Origin of the sequence: Kitasatospora sp. NPDC086791 (assembly GCF_040685975.1) — a bacterium.
Taxonomy (GTDB): domain Bacteria; phylum Actinomycetota; class Actinomycetes; order Streptomycetales; family Streptomycetaceae; genus Kitasatospora.
The window spans coordinates 195,465-220,198 of record NZ_JBFBOC010000009.1; the positions used below are offsets into that span (position 1 = coordinate 195,465).

Genomic DNA, 24,734 nt, shown 5'->3' on the forward strand with positions numbered 1-24,734 from the left:
CGGTTCCGGGGTGCCCGCGGCCCGGCCGGCCCGGGGCGCCCCGGAAGAAGGGTGAACCCCCGGGCCCGGCCGGGCCGTGGGTACGGAGTGGGGACGTCCGCAGACCTGTCGTTCGGGCGCTCCCGCCGACAGGGACTGCAAGTGGAGCCGAGGAGCTGCGGTGGGCACGAGCACGGTTGGGAACCGGTCTCAGAACGGGGCGGCGGCGGGCATTCAACTGCCCTCGGTGGCCTGGGAGATGGAGGAGGCGGCCGGAGGGTCCGCCGGGGCTGCGGCGCCCGCACCGCCGGCCGCACAGCCTGCCGCACCGCCGGCCGTGCCGCAGTACGGGCAGGTCGCCGCCGTCCCCGCGTCGCTGCCCGACCCGGGCCCCGGCCCCGATCCGCGGGCGGCCGAGGCCGAGGCCGAGCCCGCCGGTCCCGCGCCGGACGGGCGCCGCGCCCGGCTGAAGCGGCCCGTGATCATCGCCGCCGCCACCGTCGGCGTGGTGCTGATGGGCCTGCCGTTCCTGGTCACCGACGGCGGCCGGTCCGGCCACGGCGGCTCCGGGAACGCCGGCCGGAGCACGGCGGACCAGCCCCCCGCCGAGGGCCCCGAGCTCGACGACCCGGGGCAGCCCCCGGCCCCCGCCGACCCGGTGGTCCCCGTCCCCGGCGTCCCGGGCGCCGACCCGACGCAGGGCCGGCCGGCCGGCCCCGGCGGGGACCCGTCCGTACCCGGGGCGCAGGACGTTCCGGGCGGCGTGCCCGGGACGACCACCGGGACCGCCCCCGGCGCCGGTACCGCCCCGGGCGCCACCGGCCCGGTCACCCGTCCCGCGAACCCGGGCGGCCCGGCGGCGGGCAGTAGCGGAGGCAGCGGCGGCGGGACCGGGGGCGGCGGCAGCACCGGTCCGGGCGGCGGCAGCGGTGGCAGCGGTGGTGGCGGTGGTGGCACGGGCGGCACCGTCCCCGGTCCCGGTCCCGCGCCGCAGCCCCCCGCCCCGCAACCGCCCGCCCCCCAGCCCCCGGCGCCCAACAAGCCCGCCCCGCCCAGCTTCAGCGCCATCGGCGGCAACGGCTGCGGCAGCTCCGCCGTCGGCTTCGCCAAGAACGGCTGGTGGACCCAGGGCACGACCGGCTGGCTGACCAACTCCGCCGGCGGGTTCACCGGTTCGGGCTGCAACGGCTCGTACGTCTCGCTCCCGATGTCCGGCGCGGCGAACACGGACGACTCGGGCAACTCCGCGGTGTGGACCTTCTCCACGGCGCCGGTCACCAGCGGCACCTGCCGGATCTCCGTCTACGTCCCCAACAACGGCGACCTCAAGGCGGTGGGCGGCAAGCCCTCGCTGTACACCGTGAGCAACGCCTCGGGCAGCGCCGGCTCCTTCAACCTCGACCAGCCCGCGAACCGCGGCACCTGGTACAACGCCGGCAGCTACGCGGTCACCGGCGGACGCATCGCCGTGACGCTGCACTCCCGGGGCATCGACTGGGGCGGCAGCGCCGACAAGGCCCACCACGTGGCCGCCGCCATGCGCGCCGACTGCACCGGCTGACGGTCCGCACCGGCCGACGGTCCACCAGGTCGTCGACGAGTCGACGAACCGACGAGTCAACGAACCAATGAGTCAGGAAGAGGGAAGGCCACGCCATGTCGCGCCACGTGCTGACGGTATGCCCGGACCAGCGGGACGGCCGCTACCGCACCATCGGCGACGCGCTCGCGGCGGCCCGCAGCGGGGCGGTGATCTCGGTGCGCCCCGGGCGCTACGAGGAGAACCTGGTGATCAACAAGCTGGTCACCATCACCGCCGCGGAGGCCCGGGGCACGGTCCGGATCACCGCCCGGCGCGGCTGCGTGGTCCAGGTCACCGCCGAGGCGGTGCAGCTGACCGGCCTGATCCTCCAGGGGCAGGACGAGGAACTGCCCGCCATCGACGTGCCGCGCGGCCAGGCCGCCGTCCAGGACTGCGAAGTGGTCGGCAGCTCCTGGACGGCCCTGCTCACCCGCGGCGACGGCACCCTGGCGATGCGCGGCTGCCGCGTCACCAACCCGGCCGGCGCGGGCATCGTCGAGACCTCCACCGGCAGCAGCGTCATCGAGGACTGCGTCATCGAGCACCTCGGCAGCTCCGCCGTGGTGATCGGCGAGCGCGCCAACCCGCTGCTGCGCAACTGCGTGCTGCGCGACGCCCGCGGCAACGGCATCTGCGCCAACGGCGAGGCCCGGGGCACCTTCGAGGGCTGCGAGGTCTCCGTCACGGACAAGCCCGGCGTCGCGCTGGAGGAGAACAGCACCACGCGGCTGCTGCGCACCACCGTGCGCGACACCACGATCGGCGTCTACCTCAGCTCCACCGCCCGGGTCACCCTGGAGGACTGCACCGTCACCGGCACCTCCGGCCACGGCTTCGTGCTCGCCGGGGGCACCGACCCGCTGCTGCGCCGCTGCCGCGCCTCCCGGACGGCGGGCCACGGCGTCCACGTCACGGCCCGCTCGCGCGGCACCTTCGAGGACTGCGAGATCGACGGGGGCGAGACCACCGGCATCTGGGTCGGCGATTCCTCCGGCCCCTCGCTGGCCCGCACCGTGGTCCGCGACTGCGCCGACGGGGTCGAGCTGACCGGCGGCAGCGCGGCCGATGTCGACCGGATGGAGGTGCGGGACGTCACCGGCACCGGCGTGCTGATCACCGACGGCGCCAACCCGAGGTTGCGCCGGGTCGCCGTCCACCGGGCGAAGGGCGACGGCGTGGCGGCGCTCCGGGACGGCCGCGGGCAGCTGGAGAACTGCGAGGTGCTGGACGCGGGCCGGGCGGGCGTCCGGATCGCGGAGGGCGCCGACATCCGCCTGGGCTCCACCGTGGTGCGCGGTGCCGGCGGCTCCGGGGTGCTGGTCGGCCGGGTCGGCACGGCGACGCTGCGCGACTGCGAGGTGTCCGGGGCCGCCGAGGACGGGGTCACGGCCGAGGACGGCGCCGAACTGACCTGCACCCGGGTGCGGGTGACCGGCAACCGCCGGCACGGCGTGCGGATCGGGGCCGGCGCGCGGGCCGTCCTGGCCCAGCTCACGGCGAGCGAGAACACCGGCGACGGGGTGCGCACCGACTCCGTCGAGGCCGTCCGGCTGACCGGCTGCACGCTCTCCCGCAACCGGGGCTCCGGCCTGCGGCAGAGCGCGCCGAGCGAGCGGCTGTCGGTGGAGGAGCTGGTCAGCGAGGAGAACGGGCTGCCGGACGCGCACGGCACCGCCACCGCGGGCTCGGCGCCCGCCCCGGCGGCCGCGCCGCAGACCGGGGCGGCCTCCGGCGCGCCGGGCGGCGCCGCGGGGGAGCCCGCCCCGGCGAGCGGGCCGGCGCCGGCCGCCCAGCCCGGCCCGTTGGAGGTGTTGGAGTCGTTGGTCGGTCTGGCCGGGGTCAAGGAGCAGGTGGCGACCCTGGTGAACCTGAACAAGCTGGCGCGGCGGCGGGAGCTGGCGGGCATGCCCGCGCTGCCGATGAGCCGGCACCTGGTCTTCGCGGGCCCGCCCGGCACCGGCAAGACCACGGTGGCCCGGCTGTACGGCAGCATCCTGGCCGAACTCGGCGTGCTGCGCAGCGGGCATCTGACCGAGGTGGCGCGGGCGGATCTGGTGGCGTCGGTGATCGGTGGTACGGCGCTGAAGACGACGGAGGTGTTCACCGAGGCGTTGGGCGGGGTGTTGTTCCTCGACGAGGCGTACACGTTGTCGGCGGGTTCCGGTGGCGGTGGTCCGGATTTCGGGCGGGAGGCGATCGACACCCTGGTCAAGCTGATGGAGGACCACCGCGAGGACATCGTGGTGATCGTGGCGGGCTATTCCGCGGAGATGACCGATTTCCTGGCGTCGAACCCGGGTCTGGCGTCGCGGTTCAGCCGGACGGTGGAGTTCGCGAACTACGCGGTGGACGAGCTGGTGACCATCGTGGAGCGGGCCGCGGCCGGGCACGGCTACGAGCTCGCGGCGGGGACGGGGGAGGCGCTGACCGGGCTGTTCGAGCGGATGCCGAAGGGCGAGGACTTCGGCAACGGCCGGGCCGCCCGCAAGGTGTTCGAGGAGATGGTCGACCGGCAGGCGACCCGGCTCGCCACCCTGGCCGACATCTCCGACGCCGATCTGGCCCTGCTGGTGCCCGCGGACGTCGCCCCCGAGGAGACCCCGCGGGCCGCGCGCAGGGACGGCACCGAACTGCTCGCCGAGCTGCGCGCGATGGTCGGTCTGCCGGCGGCCAAGGAGCAGGTCGAGGACCTGGTCAACCTGATCCGTCAGGTGCGCCGGCGGGAGGAGGCCGGGTTGCCCACGGCGACCATCGGCCATCATCTGGTCTTCGCGGGGCCGCCGGGTACGGGCAAGACGACGGTGGCCCGGTTGTACGGGCAGTTGCTCGCGGAGCTGGGTGTGCTGCCGGGCGGGCAGCTGGTCGAGACCGCCCGCGCGGATCTGGTCGGCCGCTACGTCGGGCACACCGCGCAGCTCACCAAGGAGGCCTTCGACCGGGCCCGGGGCGGGGTGCTGTTCATCGACGAGGCGTACACGCTCACCCCGCGCCACGGGGGTGGCGGGGACTTCGGTCAGGAGGCGGTGGACACCCTGATGAAGCTGATGGAGGACCACCGGGACGAGGTGGTGGTGATCGTGGCCGGTTACGAGGACGAGATGCGTCACTTCCTGGCCTCCAACCCGGGCCTGGCCTCGCGTTTCTCCCGGCAGGTGGAGTTCGGCCACTACACCGACGGGGAACTGGTCACCATCGTGGGCCGGCTCGCGGAGAAGGCCGGGTACACCTGCGCGCCCGAGACCCTGGAGGCGCTGGCCCGGGTGTTCGCCGCGATGCCGCGGGACCGTACCTTCGGCAACGGCCGTACCGCCCGGCAGACCCTGGAGGGCATGATCACCCGGCAGGCGGGCCGGCTCAGCCGGCTCGACTTCGCCGACCTGTCCGAGCTGAGCCTGCTGCTGCCCCAGGACATCGCGGTGGAGCGGCTGGGCAGCTCGGTATGACGCGCCCGGACGCGGGCCGGCGCCGGGAGGCGGCCGGCCCGGAGGGGGCGACCGTCCGCCGTGGGCGGCGGGCGGTCGCCGGGGCGGCGGCGGTGTGGGCCGCCGCCGCCCTGCTCGGCCCGGCCGGGCCGGCGTCGGCCGACACCCCGGGGGCGTCGGCCGGGCCCGGCGCGGTGACCGTGCCCGGTACAGCGGCCGTGCCCGGCAAGGGGGCTGCACCCGGTACGGCGGTCCTGCCCGGTGCGGCCGCCGCGTCGCCCTCGGCCGCCGACCTTCCGGCGATGAGCCAGACGCTTCCCGACGTCCGGGAGAACGGCTGCCGGAAGCCGTCCACCCGGACGACCGTCGACCGGGCGCCGTGGGCCCAGGTCTACCTGCGGCCCGAGTCGGTCTGGCCGCTCGGCCGCGGTGCCGGGGTGACCGTCGCCGTGCTCGGCTCCGGGACGGACGCCTCGGCGGGCACCGGCTCCGGGGTCCTGGCCGGGCGGCTCACGTTCGGCCCCCGGCTGCACGGGCAGGGCGACGCGGGCCGGGACTGCGTGGGCCACGGCACCTTCCTGGCCGGACTGGTCGCCGGCCGTCGCACCCCGGACAGCGGCCCGGCCGGGATCGCCCCCGAGGCGACCGTGCTGGCCGTCGCGGTGACCGACGACGCCGGGACGACCACGCCCGACCTGCTCGCCCAGGGCATCCGGGCGGCGGCCGACGGCGGTGCCCGGGTGGCCGTGGTGGGCGTCCCGGTGCCGGCGCCGAACCAGGCGCTCACCGACGCCGTCGAGTACGCCGCGGCGAAGGGGCTGCTGCTGGTCGCTCCGGCCGGCTCGGACGGGCAGTCGGCCAAGGGCGGCGCGGTCTTCCCGGCCGGCTACCCGGGCGTGCTCGCGGTGGCCTCGATCGGGCCGGGCGGCGGGCCCTCGCCGGGCGACACCGGCGCGGGCCCCGGCGGTACGGGCGGTACCGGCGGTACGGGCGCGCGGGTGGACCTGGCGGCGCCCGGCGAGGGGCTCCAGGCGGCCGGGCCCGGCGGCGGCTACTTCACCGCCTCGGGGCCCAGCGGCGCCGCCGCCCTGGTCGCCGGCGCGGCCGCCCTGCTGCTCTCCCGGGAGCCGGGGTGGACGCCGTCCCAGGTCGCCGAGCGGCTCAAGTCGACGGCGTACCGCCCGGGTTCGGCGCTCCCGGACCCGGTCGTGGGCTGGGGGACGCTGGACGTGGTGGCCGCCGTGACCGCCCCGCCGCCCGCCACCGGCGCTCCCGCCGCCCCCGCCGAGCCGGTGACCGTCCCGCCGCCCCCCGACCGGACCGCCCTCACCCGGGCATCGGCGGTGGCCGGAGCGAGCGCCGCCCTGGTCGCGGTGGTCGCCCTCGCGGCCGCGGTGGTCCGGGCGGGCCGCCGCCGCACGGCCGGCCGACCGTCGCAAAGCTGACCGCCGAGCCCCCCGGCCGTCGAGTCAGGCCGGCGGCGTCCCGTTGGGCCAGACACAGGGCGAGCTGACGTTCAGGGAGACGTTGCGGCTCGCGTCGGAGACCCCGTCCAGGACGGCGAGGAAGCTGTCCGAGGGGTTCTTCAGCTTGATCCAGTCGGGATGGAAATCAGGGGCATCCGCCACCGATTGGAAACCGCGCTCGATCATGAGAGTACGGAATGCGCCGGCCGCTTCGGCCCTGGTGGCGGACGGAACGTCCCCGAAGTCGTACCCTCGGCTCGTCTGTGTTCTGCCATGCGGACCGACATCGTTGGCGTCGCACTCCAGGTCGCTGAAGTCGCCCGAGCTTGCCGTGGGCTTGATAGGCAGCTTGGCCAGGATATCGGCGAGGTAGTTGTCGATCTGTTTCTTGGCCTGGTCCAGTGTCATCGTGGGCTTGGACCGCTCCTGCAGCGTGTCCATTCCGCAAGCGTTAAGTGTCAGCGAGGTGATCGCCAGTATGGCTGCGACCACAGACCTTTTGGCCAGTGGCAACGCGGAGGCGTGCATCGCGGTCCTCATGAGATCGGCTTTCCCGCGATGGCCTGACCCATCGCGATCAGGGAGGCGGAGTTCTTTGCCCAATATCCGGAGTGATCTGTTCCCGGGTCGGTGGGGATTATCCGCGCGCCGAACTGTGGGACGCTCGGGTCGCGGCCGAAAGCCACGTGATGGTCGGGGTTGTCGGTGTACCCGAATTCAGCAGCGGCGTTGTTGACGATATTACTCACAGCATTGTCTGGGTCTTCGGGCAGGGCGAATTTGATGGCGTCCTTGTCGCCCTGCGCTGCGAAGACGTGGGACGGGTCGACACCCAGATCACGGGCGTGTTCGACGCCGGCGCCGGGGCTGGCGATCAGGACCACGTTGTCGACCGGCAAGCCCTTGTCGCGCAGTGTGTACCCGACGGTCGTGGTGCCGTAGCTGTGGGCGAGGATGGTGTTGTTCGATGCTTTCCCCTCATGTGTGGCACGGAGGCCTGTCTCGAAGTTGTGAAGGTCTTTCTCCGCGGCCTTTGCGAAGCCGTCCCATGCGGCTTCGGGGACGATCGACTGTGGTGCTTCGTAGCCGACCCAGGTGATGGACGATGTCGTGCTGGGATCTCCGGCCTTCTTGTTGGCCGCGTTCGCCGAGGCGACCATCAGGTCCGATCGCTCGATGTCACCGGCGAGGCTGGCACCGACTCGGGCGCCAGTGCCAGGGACGTAGGTCGAGACGTTGTCGGCGGTGTCCGGGTTGTTGACCGCGATGATGGCACGGCCCGTTCCCTTGGTGTCGAATCCGAGCAGGTACGTGGGCGGGTGGTCGGCGTCGACCGGCTTGCTGAGCCGGTCCTCTATGGCATCGACGCCCTTCAACTTGTCCTTGAGGGCATCGTATTTGCGTTTCCACTCCGTGTAGGCGGGGTTCTGGGCGGCCCCGCCGTTGGCCTCGGCGACGCTCAGGTACTTCTTCGGCTCGGGTCCGAGGCCGTCGAGCTGGCGCTGGAGGTCCTCCTTCCCACGCTGCAGGTTGATCAGGTTGGCCTGGTTCCGGGCAACGGCGGGAATGCCGTCGAGGGCCCCGACCTTGTCGTGGTCGGTGAGGATCATCCGCTGCTGCTGAGCATCGGTGAGGCTGTTCCACCACGTCTTGACGCTGTTCGGGTCGGTGCCGGCGGCGGGGATCCGGCTGAGGGCGTTCGCGGCGTCCTGGTCGCTCTTCGCCGTGGCGGCGTCGAGCCCGGTGCCGTTGGTCGCGTTGGTGGAGAGGTGCCCGAGCCGCGCGCTGATGGTCTGGTCGGCGTGGTCTGCCTCGGTGAGCGCGGCGGTTATCCGTGCGCTGATCGCCTGGGCGGTGGCATCAGCCTTGTCGCCGGCGTAGTTGGCGGAGTTGGGGTCGTTGTCCCAGGTGATGCGGCCGTCGGGGGCCACGGTCATCTTGTTGGTCTTGGCGTCGTCCAGTGCGCTGATCAGGTGGGACTGCGCTGCCGCGATGCCCTCGGCAGCATCGGAGAGCGCCTTGCTGATGAGACCGAGTTCCTGCTTCGCCGCCTGGAGTTCGGTACCCAGGAACTGGATTCGGGCATGGGCGTGGCCGGACGCGGTCCCGGTCCAGTGCGAGTTGGTCAGGCGGTCGACGACCTCGTGCTGCCAGGACTCGATGTGCTGGCCGAAGGCGGTGAAGAGGGCGTCGTAGGCGTTCTTCGCGACGGTGATGTTGTTGATGTTGGCGTCGTAGAGCGTCTTGATGTCCATCTCCTACTCGGCCGCCTTCGGGCTGTAGGGCTTCACCGGGCCCGGGACGACGACGGTGCCGAAGGGGTCCGGCTCGTCCGTGGCCGGCGCGTTCGGGTCCTTGAGGCTCGCGTGGATGGCCTTTTCCACCTGGCGGTAGTAGGTGGCCGACGAAGCGAGCTTGGTGCCGACATCCCCCATATCGCTGCCGAGCCTGTCCAGCAGGGTCTTCCAGTTCGTCCCGCAGTTCCGGATGGCGGCGGCCATCTGCCAGCCGGTCAGGGTCGCGGCGGCCTGATTCGACGGTTCGGTGATCTTCGAGGTCTCGCCCGGTATGAGTCCCCCGAGGTGCTGGGCACTCTGCCCGCAGCCGTCCAACTCGGCCGGATTGACCTTCAACTCCAACGCCAGATCAGGATCTGCCACGTGTTCCCCCTGCAGTCAGGCCAGGCCTCCGGGTGGCAACCCCGGGGCCGACCATCCGAAAGCACTCTGCTGTCGGATGGTAATCGACTGCTTTCCATTCGCGATCGGCGAGCCGTGTGCGGTGCCAGTACGCCGGTAACGCGGTGAGAGGTCGTTGCGGAGGTGGACGCAATACGGCCACGCCGTTGAGGGGAGGTCTGGGTCAGGCCTCGGTGGTGGCGGCGAACTGTACGAACGCTTGCCAGGCGGCCGGTTCGAAGGTCAGCTGGGGGCCGTTCTTGTCCTTGGAGTCACGCACGTGGACGACGCCGGGGGTCTCGGCGACCTCGACGCAGTTCGCGCCCTCGTTTCCGCTGTGGCTGCTCCTGTGCCAGGCGATCTCGACGCAGGCGGTTCCTTCGTTTCCACTGTGGCTGCTCTTGAACCAGGCCAGTTCCATACTGTCTGACGGTACGCCAACGGCCCGCCGCCAGATAGACGGTGGGCCGTTGAGGGGAGGTTCGATCAGACCTCGGCAGTGGCGGCGAACGTCACGAACGCCTCCCACGCGGCCGGTTCGAACGCCAGCTGGGGGCCGCTCTTGTCCTTGGAGTCACGCACGTGGACGACGCCAGGGGTCTCAGCGACCTCAACGCACTCCGCGCCCTCGTTGGTGCTGTAGCTGCTCTTGAACCACGACAGTTCGGCCATGTTCACCAATCTCCCAGGATCGTTTCGATCAAGGCCAGGGACTCCCTCATGTCGAGCGCCTGCGCCCGGAGGGTGCCGTACCGTGCGTCCATCTTACGGACTTCCTCTGGGTCTGTGATGAGCCTGTTGACATGCTGGACTTCCACATACGCGATCTGCGGTCGTCCGGGCGGGGTCAAGAGGGTGAAGGGTCCGCCCATGCCCGCGTTCTGGGCCCTGTCGAGGGGCATCACCTGCAGTTCCAAGCCTCGGATCCCACCGACCTTGAGCAGATGCTGCAACTGTTCGCGATGCGTTTCCCCGCCGCCCAACGGGCGCCTCAGTAGGCTCTCATCGAGAACCCAGCTCATGGCTGGCAAGGGCCACCGAGTCAGGATCTCCTGTCGCTGCAACCTGGCAGTCACCCACTCGTCGATCTGCTCCGTGGAAAGCCACGGCCGGCGCATCTCGTAGAGCGCCCTCGCGTGAGCCTCGGTCTGAAGGAGCCCCGGGATGGCGAACAAGCTGTAGCTGTTGATCTCCACGGCCCGCGCTTCCTCCGCCGTGAAGGCCCTGTTGAACGCCGGGTGCCGCGTGGCCACCCGGATCTTCGCCTTCATCACGTCGTCCGCGACGGCCCGCAGCACCCCGCCCGCGTTGAGGAGGTCGTCGGCGATCGTCAGGAACTCGATTCTCGGCGTCCGCACGCCCCGTTCCATCGCGCCGATCAGGTCCTCGCTGTAGCCGGTCAGCTTGGCCAACTGCTTCTGCGTGATCCCTGCCCGCTCCCTGAAGAGCTTGATCAGCTTCCCCACCGCGCTGTAGAACTCCGCGACCCCGTCGGAGTTCTCCGCCGTCTCGCCGTCGTCGAAGACCGTGCGCTCGACGCCACCCACGGCAATCACCCGCCCTTTCGATCGAATGATCCGGGCCGCCCGACAGGCGAACTCTCCGCATCCGTACATGCACACTGAGTGCCCATCGAATCCATGGTCAGGGTACGTTCGCGCCGTCACGCTTTTGCCCATGACGACCGAAATCCCGCTCGACAACCCCCGCCGCCACACCACCACCCTCGCCGCCTCGCCCAGGGGTGCGGCGATCTGCCGGCGGCTCGCCAGACGTCAACTCACGCTCTGGGGGCTGAACTCGACGCACACCGAGCCGTTCTACTCCGCGCTGCTCATCGTCGCGGAGCTCGCCGCGAACGCCATCACGCACGGACGCGTTCCGGGGCGCGGCTTCGAATTGCACCTGGCGCTCACCACCACCGCGCGCCGGGGCACCACCCTTCGCATCGCCATCAGCGACCCCAAGGGCGACAAGCTCCCCGTCCTCCCCACCGTCCACACCCCCAACGCCCAGTCCGGCCGGGGCCTCACCCTCATCGACGCCCTCAGTGACCGCTGGGGCACCATCCCCCGCCACCCCAACGCCAAGACCGTCTGGGCCGAGCTCGACCTGACCGGCGCCCCGTGACGGCCGCCATGGCACCCGCCATAGGAAAGGAGTGGGAAGTCGGCCCCGTCGACTTCCCACTCCTCCGCAACCGAGGCCCCTGCGCAGGCCGAGGCCGGGGCCGGGCGGCGTCCTCCGCCGCGCCGCGCCGGCCACCTCGCGCCCCCGCCGGAGAGTCGCAGTGGCGTAAGTCACGTCGGAATCGGGTGGTTTCGGGTGTTCTGCCTGGTGGATGCTCGGGTGCCGGTGGGTTTGCCCGCACACCGGAGGTCCGTGACCGTGTCGGGCCTAAATATGATCGGAAGCCACGATCGTCGGTTGTGCCGACGGTCGTATGTGCAACCTGGGAACGGCTGGGTCCGTCTCTCTGTGTGCGGTGCGCCAGATCGTCCGGGGCGTCGCTTCCGTCGGTGAAAGGTACGCGCATGTCAGGTCAGTGGGGCAAGGGCCCGGCCCGGGGCGAGGACGCGCCCGGTGCGCTCACGACCGAGGGCGCCGAGAACGGTGGCGCCGTGCCGTCCCCGCGTTCCGGCGGACGGGCCGAGGCCCGGCGTGCCGCTTCCCAGGGCAAGGGCGGCCGCGGCGGCGGCCAGGACTCCGGGGCCGGCGGCCGGGCGGCGGCGCGCAAGAGCGCCAAGCCGAAGAAGAACGTGAAGAAGATCGTCGCCTGGTCGGCGGCCGGTGTGCTGGTGCTGATCGCCGGTGCGGGCGGCGCGATCTACTTCAAGCTGAACGCCAACATCAAGTCCTTCGACGCGGACGCGATCGCCGGCGACCGCCCGCCCGAGGCGAAGGCCGACGCGGACGGCAACAAGCCGGTCAACGTGCTGCTGATCGGCTCGGACAGCCGCGGCAAGAACAACGCCGACCTCGGCGGCGGCGAGGACGGCGGCGCCCGCTCGGACACCACGATCCTGCTGCACGTCTACGCCGACCACAAGCACGCCGTGGGCATCTCGATCCCGCGCAACACGATGGTCCAACTGCCGTCCTGCAAGCTGCCCAACGGCAAGTGGACCAAGGGCGGCAACACCGACCTGTTCAACGCGGCCTTCTCGATCGGCGGCAGCGACGACGGGAACCCGGCCTGCACCCAGAACACCGTGGAGAAGCTGACCGGCATCCGGGTCGACCACACCATGGTGGTCGACTTCAACGGCTTCGCCGCGATGACCAAGGCCGTCAACGGCGTGGACATCTGCCTCCCGCAGCCGATCTACGAGGGGGACATCAACCCCAACCTGAAGAAGAAGGGCGCGCTCGTCCTCCCGCAGGGCAAGCAGACCGTGGACGGCCAGAAGGCGCTCGACTACGTGCGCCTGCGCCACGGCATCGGCGACGGCTCCGACATCGGCCGGATGAAGCGCCAGCAGGCCTTCATGAGCTCCCTGGTCAGCAAGATCAAGAAGGACGGGCTGAGCCCCACCAACCTGCTGCCGCTGGCCGACGCCGCCACCAAGTCGCTGACCGTCGACCCGGGCCTGGACTCGGCGGACAAGCTGCTCTCCTTCGGCCTGTCGCTGAAGAACATCGACATGCACGACCTCAAGTTCGTGACGGCGCCCTGGCGTTACCGCACCCAGGACTCCAACATCGACCTCATCCAGCCGGACGCAAACAAGCTCTGGGAGACCCTCAAGGCCGACCAGACCATCGACGGCCAGAACGCCACCGGCCAGCAGCCGGACGCGTCCGGCAGCAGCCCCGCCCCGCAGCAGTCCGCGCCCGCCACCCCGGCCGCCCCGGCCGGGGACGCCGCCAACGCCGCGATCAAGGTGTCGGTCTACAACGGGACCACCGTCAACGGCCTGGCCGGCAAGGGCACCGAGCAGCTGAAGGCCGCCAAGTTCGGCGCCACCACGGCCGGCCAGGCGGCGAACACCAAGTACAAGACCACCACGATCGAGTACGGCACCGGGCAGAAGGCGAACGCCGAGAAGATCGCCGCGCTGTTCCCCGGCGCCGAGCTCTCCTCCGGCAGCTCGCGGGGCATCTCGGTGATCGTCGGCCAGGACTTCGCGTCGTCCGCCGGCCTCGGCACACCCTCCGGGACGGCCGGCACCACCCCGGGGGTCCAGACGCCCCCGCAGCCGCTGCCCACCAGCGTCACCAACGAGGCCCGCTCGGCGGACGACGACATCTGCGCCAACACCACGTACGGCAGCGGCGGCTGACCGCACCCACCGGACAGCGGGGACGACCCCCGGGCCGGCGCCCCTCCGGGCGCGTGGGCCCGGGGGTCGTGCCATGGTGGGGCCAGGGCCGGTCCGCGGACCCCCGCCGACCGGCCGCGGGGCCCGTGCGGCTCCGGGAGGGGACCGGCACGGCACCGAAAGGCGGACCCCATGCCCGAGATCGCCCTCCAGTTCGACATCGCCGCGCCCCGGGCCGTCGTCCTCGCCGCGCTCACCACGCACGACGGGCTGACCGCCTGGTGGACCACCGCCGTGGACCGGGAGGCCGACGTCCTGCTGTTCGACTTCCCGGAGGTCCCCGAGCCGTTCCGGCTGCGGGTGGAGCGGGCCGACCAGGACCGGGTGGTGTGGACCAACGCCGGAGCCTTCCCGCCGCACTGGGCCGGCACCTGGATCAGCTGGGACCTCGCCGACCTGCCCGGACGGCCCGACCTGCCCGGACGGCCCGGCGCGCCCGACCGCACCCGGCTGCTGTTCCGGCACGGCGGCTGGCAGCCGGGCAGCGAGGACGGCGTCCCGGCGGTGGCCGGCACCTGGGCCGAACTGCTGGTCCGGCTCAAGGACTACGCGCAGAGCGGCAAGGTGCAGCCGTACTTCGTCACCGCCCGGCGCCACGACGCGCCGTGAACCCGCCGTGAACCCGCCGTGAACCCGCCGCGGACCCGCCGCCGAGCCGCCACGTGCTCGGCCGCCCCGCCCGCCGGGGCGCCGTCCGGTGGCGGGATCGCGGCGGCGGGCCGAAGGTGGCGGTGTACCGCCGTCGTACCGGCCGGCCCGTCCCCGCCGCCCCCGTCCCCACGACCGCCGGCCGCCACCGCCTCCGGGAGGCCCCGCAATGCCCGTAGTCACCGATCCGTACCAGCCCGGCACCCCGTGCTGGATCGACCTGATGGCGAGCGACCAGCAGGCCGCGCTCGACTTCTACCGCGACCTCTTCGGCTGGCAGGGCGAGGTCGGCCCCGCCGAGTTCGGCGGCTACGCCGTGTGCACGCTCAACGAGCGGCCGGTCGCCGGGATCATGGGGCAGGTCGTGCCCGAGGGCCAGCCGGCCCCGCCCGTCGCCTGGACCACCTACCTCGCCTCGGACGACGCCGACGAGAGCAGCCGGGCGATCTCCGCGGCCGGCGGCACGATCCTCTACGAGCCGATGGACGTCGGCACGATCGGCCGGATGCTGGTCGCCGCCGACCCCACCGGCGCGGTGTTCGGCGTCTGGCAGGCCATGGACTTCATCGGCGCGGGCGTGGTCAACGAACCGGGCGCGCTGGTCTGGAACGAGCTCAACACCGCCGACACCGACGCGGCCGGCCGCTTCTACCAGCCGGCCCTCGGGCTGCGCCCGGCCACCATCCAGGGCATGGCCGGCTACTACTCCCTCAACGTCGCCGAGCGCACGGTGGGCGGCATGCAGGCGGTCCCCGGCTACCTGGCGCCGGGCACCCCCTCGCACTGGATGACGTACTTCTCGGTGGACGACACCGACTCCACGGTGGACGCCCTGGTCAAGGCCGGCGGCTCGGTGCTCCAGCCGCCGTTCGACCTGCAGTCCGGCCGGATGGCCGTGGTCCGGGACCCGCAGGGCGCGGTCTTCGCGGTGATCCAGGCCCCCGACGCGCAACTGCCCGACCACCCGTAGCGGTCCGCGGTGCGGCCGGGCAAGCGGAAGCCGTCCTTCCCGCGACGCGCCGCCGGGAAATGGGCGGCTTCCCCCCCGTTCCCGGGTAAGACTGCACCCATGCTGGGGCTACCGGACGACATCCGCGCTTTCCTCTTCGACCTCGACGGGGTGCTCACCCAGACCGCGAAGGTGCACGCCGCGGCCTGGAAGGACACCTTCGACGCCTTCCTGCGCGCCGAAGCCGCCCGCACCGGCGGGCCGTTCGTCCCCTTCGACGCGGTCGTCGACTACGACACCTACGTGGACGGCCGTCCACGCCTCGACGGCACCCGGGCGTTCCTGCGCAGCCGGGCAATCGACCTGCCCGAGGGCACCCCCGACGACCCGCCCAACTCCCCTACCGTCCAAGGGGTCAGCCGGGCCAAGAACGACACCGTGCTGCGGATGATCCGCGAACAGGGCGTCCAGCCGTACGAGGGCTCGGTCGCCTACGTGCGCCGGCTGCGCGCGGCCGGGCTGCCCAGCGCGGTGGTCTCCTCCAGCGCCAACTGCCGCGACGTGCTGCGGGCGGCGGGCATCGAGGACCTGTTCGACCTGATCGTGGACGGCAAGGTCGCCAAGGCCGAGGGCCTGCCCGGCAAGCCCGCCCCCGACACCTACCTGTACGCCGCCCGCACGCTCGGCGTCGAGCCCGCGCACGCCGCCGTCTTCGAGGACGCGCTCGCCGGCGTCGCCTCCGGCCGGGCCGGGGGTTTCGGCGCGGTGGTCGGGGTGAACCGCACCGGCCAGGCCGCCGAACTGCACCGCGACGGCGCCACCGTGGTCGTCGACGACCTTTCCGAGCTGCTGGGGGAGCAGGCATGACCGAGCGCGGTGCGGCGGGCGCCATGACCGAGCGTGGTGGGGCAGGGACATCATGAGTCCGTCCGACAACTTCGCGATCGACCCCTGGCAGATCACCGAACAGGGCCTGGACCTGACCGCGATGGCCCGCGCCGAGTCGGTGTTCGCGCTCTCCAACGGACACATCGGCCTGCGCGCCAACCTGGACGAGGGCGAGCCGCACGGCCTGCCCGGCACCTACCTCAACGGCGTGTTCGAGCTGCGCCCGCTGCCGTACGGCGAGGGCGGCTACGGCTACCCGGAGTCCAGCCAGAGCGTCATCAACGTGACCAACGGCAAGATCATCCGACTGCTGGTGGACGACGAGCCCTTCGACCTGCGCTACGGCGAACTCCTCAGCCACAAGCGCTGGTTGGACTTCCGTGAGGGACTGCTGCACCGCGAGGCCGAATGGGCGTCCCCGGCCGGGCGGACCATCCGGGTGCGCTCCTCCCGGCTGGTCTCGCTCACCCAACGGGCCGTCGCCGCCGTCGAGTACAGCGTCGAGGCGGTGGACGGCCCGGTGCGGATCGTGCTGCAGTCCGAGCTGGTCGCCAACGAGCAGCTGCCCGGCGGCCCCGAGGGGGACCCGCGCGCCGAGGCCGTCCTGGAGGCGCCGCTGCAGCCGGAGGTGCACCACGCGGGCGGGACGAAGGCCGTCCTGGTGCACCGCACCCGGTACAGCGGCATCCGGGTCGCGGCCGGCATGGACCACATCATCGAGGGCCCGGAGCGGTCCGACACCGTCGCCGAGGCCGAGGCCGACCACTGCCGGATCAGCGTCACCACCGTGCTGGAGCCCGGACAGCGGTTGCGGCTGACCAAGTTCATGGCCTACGGCTGGTCCGCCACCCGCTCGCTGCCCGCCGTCCGGGACCAGGTGGAGGCCGCGCTGACCGCCGCCCGGTACACCGGCTGGGACGGTCTGGTCGCCGAACAGGCCACCTTCCTGAGGGAGTTCTGGGAGACCAGCGACATCGAGGTCGAGGGCGACGTCGAGCTCCAGCAGGCCGTCCGGTTCGCCGTCTTCCACGTCCTGCAGGCCGGTGCCCGCAGCGAGGAGCGGGCCATCCCCGCCAAGGGGCTGACCGGCCCCGGCTACGACGGGCACAGCTTCTGGGACACCGAGACCTTCGTCCTGCCGGTGCTCACCTACTGCCTGCCCGCCGCCGTCAACCAGGCCCTGCGCTGGCGGCACACCACCCTCCCGCTGGCCCGCGAGCGGGCGACCCAACTCGGCCTGTCCGGCGCGGTGTTCCCGTGGCGGACGATCCGCGGCGAGGAGTGCTCCGGGTACTGGCCGGCCGGCACCGCGGCCTTCCACATCGGCGCCGACATCGCCGCCGCCGTCGCCCGCTACGTCCGGGCCACCGCGGACGAGGAGTTCGAGCGCGAGTTCGGTCTCGAACTCCTGGTGGAGACCGCCCGGATGTGGCGCTCGCTCGGCCACCACGACGTCGCCGGGAAGTTCCGGATCGAGGGCGTCACCGGGCCTGACGAGTACAGCGCGATCGCCGACAACAACGTCTTCACCAACCTGATGGCGCAGACGAACCTGCGGGCCGCCGCCGAGGCCGCCGTCCGGCACCCGGCCGAGGCCGCCGCCCTCGGCGTCGACACCGAGGAGACCGCAGCCTGGCGGGACGCGGCCGCCGCGATGTTCGTCCCGTACGACGAGGACCTCGGCGTCCATCCGCAGGCCGACGGCTTCACCGACCACCAGGTCTGGGACTTCGAGAACACCCCGCCCGAGAAGTACCCGCTGCTGCTGCACTTCCCGTACTTCGACCTGTACCGCAAGCAGGTGGTCAAGCAGGCCGACCTGGTGCTCGCCATGCAGGTCCGCGGCGACGCCTTCACCGACGAGCAGAAGGCCCGCAACTTCGCCTACTACGAGCGGCTGACCGTCCGCGACTCCTCGCTCTCCGCCTGCACCCAGGCGGTCATCGCCGCCGAGGTCGGCCAGCTCGACCTCGCGTACGACTACACCGCCGAAGCCGCCCTGATGGACCTGCACGACCTCGGCGGCAACACCCGCGACGGCCTGCACATGGCCTCGCTCGCCGGGGCCTGCATCGCCCTGGTGGCCGGTTTTGGCGGGCTGCGCGACCACAACGAGACGCTCTCCTTCCGCCCCCGGCTGCCGTCCGGCCTGATGCGGCTGAGCTTCTCGCTGCTGGTGCGCGGGCACCTGCTCGGCGTCCGGATCACCCACGAGTCGACGACGTACACCCTGCGCCGCGGCGAGGTGATCCACGTGCGGCACGACGGCGCGGCGGTCCAGGTCAAGGCCGGCTCGCCGGTCACGGTGCCCACCACCGCCCCGCCCACCCAGGAGCGCTGCTCGCAGCCCCCCGGCCGCGAACCCGGCCGCCGCCAGCCCCAGGCGGGCCTCACCGCGGGCAAGCTCGGCCAGCACGACCACCTCGCGGCGGAGTAGCGGCCCGGTGCGGGCCCGCGCCGCCGGTGGCGCGGGCCCGCACCACCGGCGGGGTCCGCCCCCGCTCACCCGTCCGGCTCACCCCGGCTGCGAGGCTCCCCGCCCCCGTCGGAGGGTGCAGGTGTCCGGTGGCGACCTGGGTCGACCCGTGGCGACCGAAGGAGGGCACCCGTGGCGAGCGTGGCCGAACAGCTGGTGGAGGTGCTCCGGCAGGCCGGGGTGGAGCGGGTCTACGGCGTCGTCGGCGACAGCCTCAACCCCGTCGTGGACGCGATCCGCCGGGCCGAGGGCATCGGCTGGGTGCACGTGCGCAACGAGGAGGCCGGCGCCTTCGCGGCCGCCGCCGAGGCCGAGCTCACCGGTCGGCTCGCGGTCTGCGCCGGCTCCTGCGGTCCCGGCAACACCCACCTCGTCCAGGGCCTCTACGACGCCCAGCGCAGCGGCCTGCCCGTCCTCGCCCTGGCCTCGCACATCCCCTCCGGTCAGATCGGCACCGGCTTCTTCCAGGAGACCCACCCCGAGCGGGTGTTCACCGACTGCAGCAGCTGGTGCGAGATGCTCTCCACCCCCGCCCAGCTGCCCCGGCTGCTGCGGATCGCCGTCCAGCACGCCCTCGGCTCGCACGGCGTCTCGGTGCTCGCCTTCCCCGGGGACGTCGCCGCGCTGCCCGCCGCCGGGCCCACCGGCACCAGCCACTTCCTCACCGAACAGGCCGTCGCCGCACCACCGTGGTCCCAGGTGCAGGAGCTGGCCCGGCTGCTCAACGCGGCCCGCAAGGTCGTGCTGTTCTGCGGCGCCGGGGTGCGCGGGGCGCACGCCGAGGTGATGGAGACGGCGCAGGTCCTGAACGCGCCGATCGGCCACTCCCTGCGCGGCAAGGAGTGGATCCAGTACGACAACCCGTACGACGTGGGGATGAGCGGCCTGCTCGGCTACGGCGCCTGCCACGAGGCGCTGCACTCCGCCGACCTGGTCCTGCTGCTGGGCACCGACTTCCCGTACGACTCCTTCCTGCCGCAGCTGCACACCGTCCAGGTCGACCACGACGCGACCCGGCTGGGCCGCCGCACCGCGCTCGACCTGGCCGTCCACGGCGACGTCGCCGCCACCCTGCGGGCCGTCCTGCCGCTGCTGGACGCCAAGCGCGACCGCGCCTTCCTCGACGGCATGCTGCGCAAGCACTGCCGGGCCCTGGAGGACGTGGTCGGCGCCTACACCCGCGACATCGAGAAGCACCTGCCGATCCACCCCGAGTACGTCGCCGCCGTCCTCGACGACGTCGCCGCCCAGGACGCGGTGTTCACCGTCGACACCGGCATGAACAACGTCTGGGCCGCCCGCTACCTGCAGCCCAACGGCCGCCGCCGGGTGATCGGCTCCTTCCTGCACGGCTCGATGGCCAACGCCCTCCCGCACGCCATCGGCGCCCAACTCGCCCACCCCGGACGCCAGGTGATCGCGATGGCCGGCGACGGCGGCCTCGGCATGCTCCTCGGGGAACTGCTCACGGTGGCGAAGCACCGGCTGCCGGTGAAGACCGTGGTCTTCAACAACGGCGCGCTCGGCATGATCAAGCTGGAGATGCTGGTCTCCGGCTACCCGGAGTGGGAGATCGACAACGGGGACGTGGACTACGCGGGGATCGCCCGGGCGATGGGGATCCCGGCCAAGCGGGTGGCCGAGCCGGCCCGGGTGCGGGAGGTGCTGGCGGAGGCGCTGGAGCGGCCGGGCCCGGCCCTGGTGGACGTGGTCACCGACCCCGACGCGCTCTCCGTCCCGCCGCACATCACCGCCGCCCAGCTGAAGGGCTTCGCGCTGGCGGCCGGGCGGACGGTGCTCTCGGGCGGCGTCGGACGCATGGTCGACCTGGCACGGAGCAACCTGCGGAACATCCCGCGGCCGTGAGTTCCGGGGCGGGTCACCGGGGCCCGAGCGGACCCCTTGCCCCTGAGGCAAAATTCTTGCCCGTGCGGCACGACGGGTGTCCACTGGACACATGACCAGCACCACCACCGGCGCCCCCGCCGCAGGCGACCAGCTCGACGACCAGGAGGTCGTCGGCCTCGCCGCCCGCCTCCGTGAGCACCGGCTCAGCAGCCGCCTCACCCTGGAGGTCGCCGCCGGACGGGTCGGGCTCTCCCCAGCGTATCTGTCCCGGCTGGAGACCGGTCGGCGGCAGCCCTCGCTGCCCGTCCTGCTCGGCCTCGCCCGCGCCTACGGCACCTCGGTGTCCGGCCTGCTCGGCGAGACCATGGCCGAGCCGGACCCGGTGGTCCGCGGCGGCGCCATCGAGCCCGGGCGGGCCGGCGGCTGGGGCTACCGCCGGGCCGGCGCTCCCGGCCGCGCCATGCAGGCCCTGCGGGTGCACGTCCCGCCGGGCGTGCAGGACGCGGTGGTCCGGGTCCACCCGGGCGAGGAGTGGCTGTACATCCTGCGCGGCGAACTCCGGCTCACCCTCGGTGAGCAGGTCCACCGCCTCGGCGTGGGCGACTCCGCCCACTACGACTCGCTCACCCCGCACTGCATCGCCGCCGAGTCCGACACCGGCGTCGAGCTGCTGTTCGTCCACACCCTGCTGCAGAGCCCCGGCGGCGAACTCTGCCTCGGCGGCGGCCCCGCCGCAACCCACTGATCTGCCGTCAGAAACCCTGGAGGAGATCCCCATGGCCGATCCCGCCACCACCGCCACCCCGACCGCGGTCGGAGCCGCCGACACCGCCACCGGCCCGAAGACCATGGACGCCGGCAAGTGGGCCAACAAGCGGGTCTACCTCCGCCTGGTCATCTACACCGCCGGCATCCACGCCTTCGCCGGCTTCATCATGCTGCTGTTCGAACTGGGCAGCCGCAACAAGTAGGTCACCCACGACGTTCCGCCCGCCTCCACCCCCGAAGGAGGCGGGCGGAGCACTTTCCCGGCCGCCCCAGCCCCACGGCCCGGCGGGCCCGCGCCGTCCCCTGGCCACCGCTCGCCTGCTCGGGCCGTGTGCGGCAGCTCTCCCGGCGGGTCCACGCGGTTCCCGGGCGTCGGCCGCCCCGCCCCTCCGCTCAGGCCCTGCGCAGCAGTTCGCAGAGGGCCTGGAGTGCCGCCGGGAAGGCGTGTTCGGGTGGGCCGGCGTAGCCGATGACGAGGGCGGGCGGGGCGTCGGCGGGGGCCGGGGTGGCGCGGTGCCAGCCGAGGCCGTCGAGGGCGAGGCCGGCGGCCTGGGCGCGGGCGAGGAGTTCGGGTTCGGGGGTGGAGCCGGGCGGCAGTCGGAGGACGGCGTGCAGGCCGGCCGCGATGCCGGTGACCCGGACGTGCGGGGCGTGTTCGGCGAGTGCGGCGACCAGCCGGTCGCGGCGGCGCCGGTAGTGCAGGCGGCAGCGCCGCACGTGGCGGTCGTAGGTGCCGGAGGTGATCAGCTCCGCCAGGGTCAGCTGGTCGAGCACCGGGGACATCGTGTCGGCCAGCGCCTTCAGCCGGGCGACCGGTTCGACCAGGGCGTCCGGCAGGGCCAGCCAGGCCAGGCGCAGGCCCGGTGCGAGGCTCTTGGCGGCGGTGCCGACGTACACCACCCGCTCCGGGTCGAGCGCCTGCATGGCGCCGAGCGGTTGCCGGTCGTAGCGGAACTCGCCGTCGTAGTCGTCCTCGATGACGTACCGGTCGTGTTCGCGGGCCCACCGCACGGCCTCCGCCCGTCGTTCGGCGGAGAGCGGGGCGCCGGTGGGGTACTGGTGGGCCGGGGTGAGCAGGACGGCGCCGGGGCCGGTGTCGAGCCGGTCGACCCGGGCGCCCTCCGCGTCCAGCGGCAGCGGGAGGGTGGTGAGTCCGGCGGCCCGGGCGACGGCGTGCTGGGGCGGCAGTCCGTACTCCTCGACGGCGAGCGCGCGGGCGCCGCGGTCCCGCAGGGCGGTGCAGAGCAGGCCGAGGCCCTGGGTGACTCCGGTGCAGACGAGCAGGTGGTCGGGGTCGGTGCGGACGCCCCGGACGCGGGCGAGGTAGTGGGTGAGGGCCTGCCGGAGTTCGATCCGGCCGAGCGGGCTGCCGTAGTCGAGGGCTTCGTGCGGTGCGGTGGCGAGGGCGCGGCGGGCGGCGGCGAGCCAGGCGGTGCGGGGGAAGAGCGAGAGGTCGGGCCGTCCGGACGTCAGGTCGTGCCGGGCGGTCCGCCGCGGGGGGACCGTCCGGGCGGCGGCGGCCCGCCCGCTCCGGGCGGGCGGTTCCGGTCGGGCCCGCCGGGCGACGGTGGTGCCGGAGCCCTGCCGGGAGTCGAGCCAGCCCTCCGCGGTGAGCTGGCCGTACGCCTCGACCACGGTGTTGCGGGCGATCCCGAGGTCCTCGCCGAGGGCCCGGGAGGAGGGCAGCCGGGTGCCGGGGGCGAGCCGGCCGTCCTGGACGGCTTCGCGCAGGGCGTCCTCCAGGGCGGCTCGCAGCCCGGTGCCGGCGGCGCGCCGTTCGGTGAGGTCCAGGTGCAGGTCGCCGCCGAAGGAGGTCCAGGAGCTGGTCACGGGCCCATTCTCGCGCGCCGTCGCGGGCCGCCGGTGACGTCCGCCGCCCCGCCCCGCGGTGCGTCCGACCGCGCCTGCGGCGGGTCCGATCCGCTCGACGTCTTCGCCATCTCTCCTCCACCCGTTGTTCGCCGTCACGTCCGGGGCCGTCGTCGCACCCGCGCGCTACGGTGCCGCCCATGGCGAACTTTGTACTGGTGGCGGGTGCGTGGCTCGGTTCCTGGGCCTGGGACGAGGTCGTGTCGGAGCTGCGGGCGGCCGGGCACGGGGTCCGTCCGCTGACGTTGTCCGGGCTCGGGGAGAAGCGGGACGCGCCGGCCGGGCAGCGGGCGCACGTGGCGGACGTCGTGGCCGAGGTGGAGCGGTTCGACCTGCGGGAGGTCGTGCTGGTCGGGCACAGTTACGCGGGCATCCCGGTCGGGCAGGCCGCCGAGCGGATCGGCGACCGGCTGGCCCGGCTGGTGCTGGTGGACGCCAACGTGCCGGTGGCGGGGGAGTCCTTCGCCGACCAGATACCGGAGCCGGCCGCGCTGCGGGCGGAGCTCGCCGCGCACGGGGGCTGGTGGCCGCCGCTGCCGCCCGCCGAGTTCGCCGGGCAGGGGCTGACGACCGGGCAGATCGCCCGGATCGCCGAGCGGGCGACCCCGCACCCGGGCGCCTCGCTGACCGAACCGGCCGTGCTGGAGGGCCCGTTGAGCGCTCTCCCGGCGGTGTACGTGAAGTGCCTGCTGGACTGGCCGGAGCCGCCGCCGGTGGTCGCCGGGCTGGTCGCGGAGGGCCACTGGCGGCTGGCCGAGCTGGACACCGGGCACTGGCCGATGTTCTCCGCGCCGGCCGAACTCGCCCGGATCCTGGGCGAGTTCTGACGCCGGGTCGCGGGCGGGTCAGATCGACAGGTAGACCGCGCTGCCGACGCCGGCCAGGAAGCAGTAGACCGCGAACGGCGTCAGGCTGCGGGTCTCGAAGTACTTGGTGAGGAACCGCACCGAGATGTACCCGGCCACGAAGGCGGCGACGCTGCCCGCGGCCACCGGGCCGAGCACGGCGGAGTTCTCCGGCTTGAACAGCTCGGGGACCTTCAGCGCCGAGGCGGCCAGGATGACCGGGGTGGCGAGCAGGAAGGAGAACCGGGCGGCGTCCTCGTGGTGCAGCCCGCGCAGGATGCCGGCGCTCATGGTGACGCCGGAGCGGCTGATGCCGGGGAACAGCGCGAGGATCTGCGCGGCGCCGATCCAGGCGCCCTGTCCGTAGCCGAGCTTGGTCAGCCGGTGGTCGGAGGCGACCGCCGGGTCCGTGCCCGGCTCGTCGACGGGGGCGGCGTGCCCGGCCCGGCGGCGGCCGGAGCCGCCGCGCTTGAGCCGCTCGGCGCCGAGCAGCACGAGCCCGTTGAGGGCGAGGAAGACGGCGGCCGGGACGGGCTTGCCCAGCGCGTTGCGCAGCGCCTTCTCCAGCGCGAGGCCCGCCACCCCGACCGGGATGGTGGAGAGGATGAGCAGCCAGGCGAGCTTCTCGTTGCGGGTCTCCACCCGGCGGTGGCGGATCGAGCCGACGAGTCCGCTGACGACGCGGACCCAGTCCTTCCAGAAGTACACGACCAGCGCGAGCGCGGTGGCCAGGTGCAGGGCGACCAGCGCGGCGAGGTAGGAGGAGCCCTCGGCGGTCATGTCGAGGTCGTGCTGGATCTTCCCGCCGAGCAGGGCGGGCAGCAGGATGCTGTGGCCGAGGCTGGAGACCGGGAACAGTTCCGTCACACCCTGCAGCAGGCCGACGCCTATCGCTTCCGGGTAGGTCAGGGTGGACATCGCGCACCTTCGCTCGGGGGGTCGGCGGCCGGCCTGATCCGGTGGCCCCCGCGAAGCTACTACGGGCATGTAGACG

Annotated in this window: 21 protein-coding genes; 13 read left to right on the forward strand and 8 right to left on the reverse strand. The window is 73.2% G+C overall.

What is annotated here, in order from left to right; all coding sequences use genetic code 11:
* Positions 1 to 226 precede the first annotated feature (226 nt).
* The 3 genes from AB0Q99_RS15800 to AB0Q99_RS15810 all read left to right on the forward strand — a co-directional run bounded on the left by AB0Q99_RS15800 (position 227) and on the right by AB0Q99_RS15810 (position 6,428).
* Entirely contained in the window at positions 227 to 1,540 is a 1,314-nt protein-coding gene (locus AB0Q99_RS15800; RefSeq protein ID WP_363571986.1) for a hypothetical protein, read from the forward strand.
* Between the two features lie 95 nt (positions 1,541 to 1,635).
* Complete coding sequence (locus AB0Q99_RS15805) at positions 1,636 to 5,004, forward strand: right-handed parallel beta-helix repeat-containing protein (protein WP_363571988.1); 3,369 nt, start codon at positions 1,636 to 1,638, stop codon at positions 5,002 to 5,004.
* Positions 5,001 to 6,428 (forward strand): S8 family serine peptidase, encoded by a 1,428-nt coding sequence (locus AB0Q99_RS15810; RefSeq protein WP_363571990.1) that lies wholly within the window; start codon positions 5,001 to 5,003, stop codon positions 6,426 to 6,428. Before AB0Q99_RS15805 ends, AB0Q99_RS15810 begins: the two co-directional genes overlap by 4 nt.
* Positions 6,429 to 6,452: 24 nt before the next feature.
* On the opposite strand, the gene AB0Q99_RS15815 is transcribed toward AB0Q99_RS15810, so the two are convergent.
* The 6 genes from AB0Q99_RS15815 to AB0Q99_RS15840 all read right to left on the reverse strand — a co-directional run bounded on the left by AB0Q99_RS15815 (position 6,453) and on the right by AB0Q99_RS15840 (position 10,674).
* Positions 6,453 to 6,890: a hypothetical protein gene (locus AB0Q99_RS15815; RefSeq protein ID WP_363571992.1), complete on the reverse strand. Its 438-nt coding sequence runs from the start codon at positions 6,888 to 6,890 to the stop codon at positions 6,453 to 6,455.
* A 95-nt stretch (positions 6,891 to 6,985) separates the two neighbouring features.
* A complete protein-coding gene (locus tag AB0Q99_RS15820) occupies positions 6,986 to 8,704 on the reverse strand; it encodes an alpha/beta hydrolase (RefSeq protein WP_363571994.1) in 1,719 nt (572 codons plus the stop codon).
* Positions 8,705 to 8,707: 3 nt separating this feature from the next.
* On the reverse strand, positions 8,708 to 9,109 hold the full coding sequence (locus tag AB0Q99_RS15825; protein ID WP_363571996.1) for a hypothetical protein: 402 nt from the start codon (positions 9,107 to 9,109) through the stop codon (positions 8,708 to 8,710).
* Between the two features lie 202 nt (positions 9,110 to 9,311).
* Positions 9,312 to 9,548, reverse strand: a complete 237-nt coding sequence (locus tag AB0Q99_RS15830; protein ID WP_363571997.1) for a DUF397 domain-containing protein — start codon at positions 9,546 to 9,548, stop codon at positions 9,312 to 9,314.
* Positions 9,549 to 9,613: 65 nt separating this feature from the next.
* Positions 9,614 to 9,799, reverse strand: coding sequence for a DUF397 domain-containing protein (locus AB0Q99_RS15835; RefSeq protein ID WP_363571999.1), 186 nt, complete (start codon positions 9,797 to 9,799; stop codon positions 9,614 to 9,616).
* 2 nt (positions 9,800 to 9,801) lie between these two features.
* Complete coding sequence (locus AB0Q99_RS15840) at positions 9,802 to 10,674, reverse strand: helix-turn-helix transcriptional regulator (RefSeq protein ID WP_363572001.1); 873 nt, start codon at positions 10,672 to 10,674, stop codon at positions 9,802 to 9,804.
* A 130-nt stretch (positions 10,675 to 10,804) separates the two neighbouring features.
* Between AB0Q99_RS15840 and AB0Q99_RS15845 the strand changes: the two genes are divergently transcribed.
* The 9 genes from AB0Q99_RS15845 to AB0Q99_RS15885 all read left to right on the forward strand — a co-directional run bounded on the left by AB0Q99_RS15845 (position 10,805) and on the right by AB0Q99_RS15885 (position 21,229).
* Complete coding sequence (locus tag AB0Q99_RS15845) at positions 10,805 to 11,257, forward strand: ATP-binding protein (RefSeq protein WP_363572003.1); 453 nt, start codon at positions 10,805 to 10,807, stop codon at positions 11,255 to 11,257.
* Between the two features lie 404 nt (positions 11,258 to 11,661).
* Positions 11,662 to 13,410: an LCP family protein gene (locus AB0Q99_RS15850; RefSeq protein ID WP_363572005.1), complete on the forward strand. Its 1,749-nt coding sequence runs from the start codon at positions 11,662 to 11,664 to the stop codon at positions 13,408 to 13,410.
* A gap of 171 nt (positions 13,411 to 13,581) precedes the next feature.
* Complete coding sequence (locus AB0Q99_RS15855; RefSeq protein WP_363572007.1) at positions 13,582 to 14,058, forward strand: SRPBCC domain-containing protein; 477 nt, start codon at positions 13,582 to 13,584, stop codon at positions 14,056 to 14,058.
* A 208-nt stretch (positions 14,059 to 14,266) separates the two neighbouring features.
* Entirely contained in the window at positions 14,267 to 15,067 is an 801-nt protein-coding gene (locus AB0Q99_RS15860; protein ID WP_363572009.1) for a VOC family protein, read from the forward strand.
* Positions 15,068 to 15,166: 99 nt separating this feature from the next.
* Positions 15,167 to 15,913 carry a beta-phosphoglucomutase family hydrolase gene (locus AB0Q99_RS15865; RefSeq protein ID WP_363572011.1) on the forward strand — a complete coding sequence of 249 codons (747 nt, stop codon included), beginning with the start codon at positions 15,167 to 15,169 and terminating at the stop codon, positions 15,911 to 15,913.
* 52 nt (positions 15,914 to 15,965) lie between these two features.
* A complete protein-coding gene (locus AB0Q99_RS15870; RefSeq protein WP_363572013.1) occupies positions 15,966 to 18,371 on the forward strand; it encodes a glycosyl hydrolase family 65 protein in 2,406 nt (801 codons plus the stop codon).
* Between the two features lie 171 nt (positions 18,372 to 18,542).
* Positions 18,543 to 20,276 carry a pyruvate dehydrogenase gene (locus AB0Q99_RS15875; RefSeq protein ID WP_363572015.1) on the forward strand — a complete coding sequence of 578 codons (1,734 nt, stop codon included), beginning with the start codon at positions 18,543 to 18,545 and terminating at the stop codon, positions 20,274 to 20,276.
* 91 nt (positions 20,277 to 20,367) lie between these two features.
* Complete coding sequence (locus AB0Q99_RS15880; protein WP_363572017.1) at positions 20,368 to 21,003, forward strand: XRE family transcriptional regulator; 636 nt, start codon at positions 20,368 to 20,370, stop codon at positions 21,001 to 21,003.
* Positions 21,004 to 21,034: 31 nt separating this feature from the next.
* Positions 21,035 to 21,229 carry a DUF6126 family protein gene (locus tag AB0Q99_RS15885; RefSeq protein WP_363572019.1) on the forward strand — a complete coding sequence of 65 codons (195 nt, stop codon included), beginning with the start codon at positions 21,035 to 21,037 and terminating at the stop codon, positions 21,227 to 21,229.
* A gap of 190 nt (positions 21,230 to 21,419) precedes the next feature.
* Here the strand turns inward: AB0Q99_RS15885 and AB0Q99_RS15890 are convergent, their stop codons facing one another.
* Positions 21,420 to 22,856, reverse strand: coding sequence for a PLP-dependent aminotransferase family protein (locus AB0Q99_RS15890; protein WP_363572021.1), 1,437 nt, complete (start codon positions 22,854 to 22,856; stop codon positions 21,420 to 21,422).
* Between the two features lie 179 nt (positions 22,857 to 23,035).
* Between AB0Q99_RS15890 and AB0Q99_RS15895 the strand changes: the two genes are divergently transcribed.
* Positions 23,036 to 23,722: an alpha/beta fold hydrolase gene (locus tag AB0Q99_RS15895; protein ID WP_363572023.1), complete on the forward strand. Its 687-nt coding sequence runs from the start codon at positions 23,036 to 23,038 to the stop codon at positions 23,720 to 23,722.
* An 18-nt stretch (positions 23,723 to 23,740) separates the two neighbouring features.
* On the opposite strand, the gene AB0Q99_RS15900 is transcribed toward AB0Q99_RS15895, so the two are convergent.
* Complete coding sequence (locus tag AB0Q99_RS15900) at positions 23,741 to 24,658, reverse strand: undecaprenyl-diphosphate phosphatase (RefSeq protein ID WP_363572025.1); 918 nt, start codon at positions 24,656 to 24,658, stop codon at positions 23,741 to 23,743.
* Positions 24,659 to 24,734: the final 76 nt, after the last annotated feature.

Coding starts and splice junctions, on each gene's coding strand:
- AB0Q99_RS15805 (WP_363571988.1), top strand. CDS start 1,636: ATGTCGCGCCACGTGCTGACGGTATGCCCGGACCAGCGGGACGGCCGC.
- AB0Q99_RS15810 (WP_363571990.1), top strand. CDS start 5,001: ATGACGCGCCCGGACGCGGGCCGGCGCCGGGAGGCGGCCGGCCCGGAG.
- AB0Q99_RS15815 (WP_363571992.1), bottom strand. CDS start 6,890: ATGGACACGCTGCAGGAGCGGTCCAAGCCCACGATGACACTGGACCAG.
- AB0Q99_RS15820 (WP_363571994.1), bottom strand. CDS start 8,704: ATGGACATCAAGACGCTCTACGACGCCAACATCAACAACATCACCGTC.
- AB0Q99_RS15830 (WP_363571997.1), bottom strand. CDS start 9,548: ATGGAACTGGCCTGGTTCAAGAGCAGCCACAGTGGAAACGAAGGAACC.
- AB0Q99_RS15835 (WP_363571999.1), bottom strand. CDS start 9,799: ATGGCCGAACTGTCGTGGTTCAAGAGCAGCTACAGCACCAACGAGGGC.
- AB0Q99_RS15845 (WP_363572003.1), top strand. CDS start 10,805: ATGACGACCGAAATCCCGCTCGACAACCCCCGCCGCCACACCACCACC.
- AB0Q99_RS15850 (WP_363572005.1), top strand. CDS start 11,662: ATGTCAGGTCAGTGGGGCAAGGGCCCGGCCCGGGGCGAGGACGCGCCC.
- AB0Q99_RS15855 (WP_363572007.1), top strand. CDS start 13,582: ATGCCCGAGATCGCCCTCCAGTTCGACATCGCCGCGCCCCGGGCCGTC.
- AB0Q99_RS15860 (WP_363572009.1), top strand. CDS start 14,267: ATGCCCGTAGTCACCGATCCGTACCAGCCCGGCACCCCGTGCTGGATC.
- AB0Q99_RS15865 (WP_363572011.1), top strand. CDS start 15,167: ATGCTGGGGCTACCGGACGACATCCGCGCTTTCCTCTTCGACCTCGAC.
- AB0Q99_RS15870 (WP_363572013.1), top strand. CDS start 15,966: ATGAGTCCGTCCGACAACTTCGCGATCGACCCCTGGCAGATCACCGAA.
- AB0Q99_RS15880 (WP_363572017.1), top strand. CDS start 20,368: ATGACCAGCACCACCACCGGCGCCCCCGCCGCAGGCGACCAGCTCGAC.
- AB0Q99_RS15885 (WP_363572019.1), top strand. CDS start 21,035: ATGGCCGATCCCGCCACCACCGCCACCCCGACCGCGGTCGGAGCCGCC.
- AB0Q99_RS15895 (WP_363572023.1), top strand. CDS start 23,036: ATGGCGAACTTTGTACTGGTGGCGGGTGCGTGGCTCGGTTCCTGGGCC.
- AB0Q99_RS15900 (WP_363572025.1), bottom strand. CDS start 24,658: ATGTCCACCCTGACCTACCCGGAAGCGATAGGCGTCGGCCTGCTGCAG.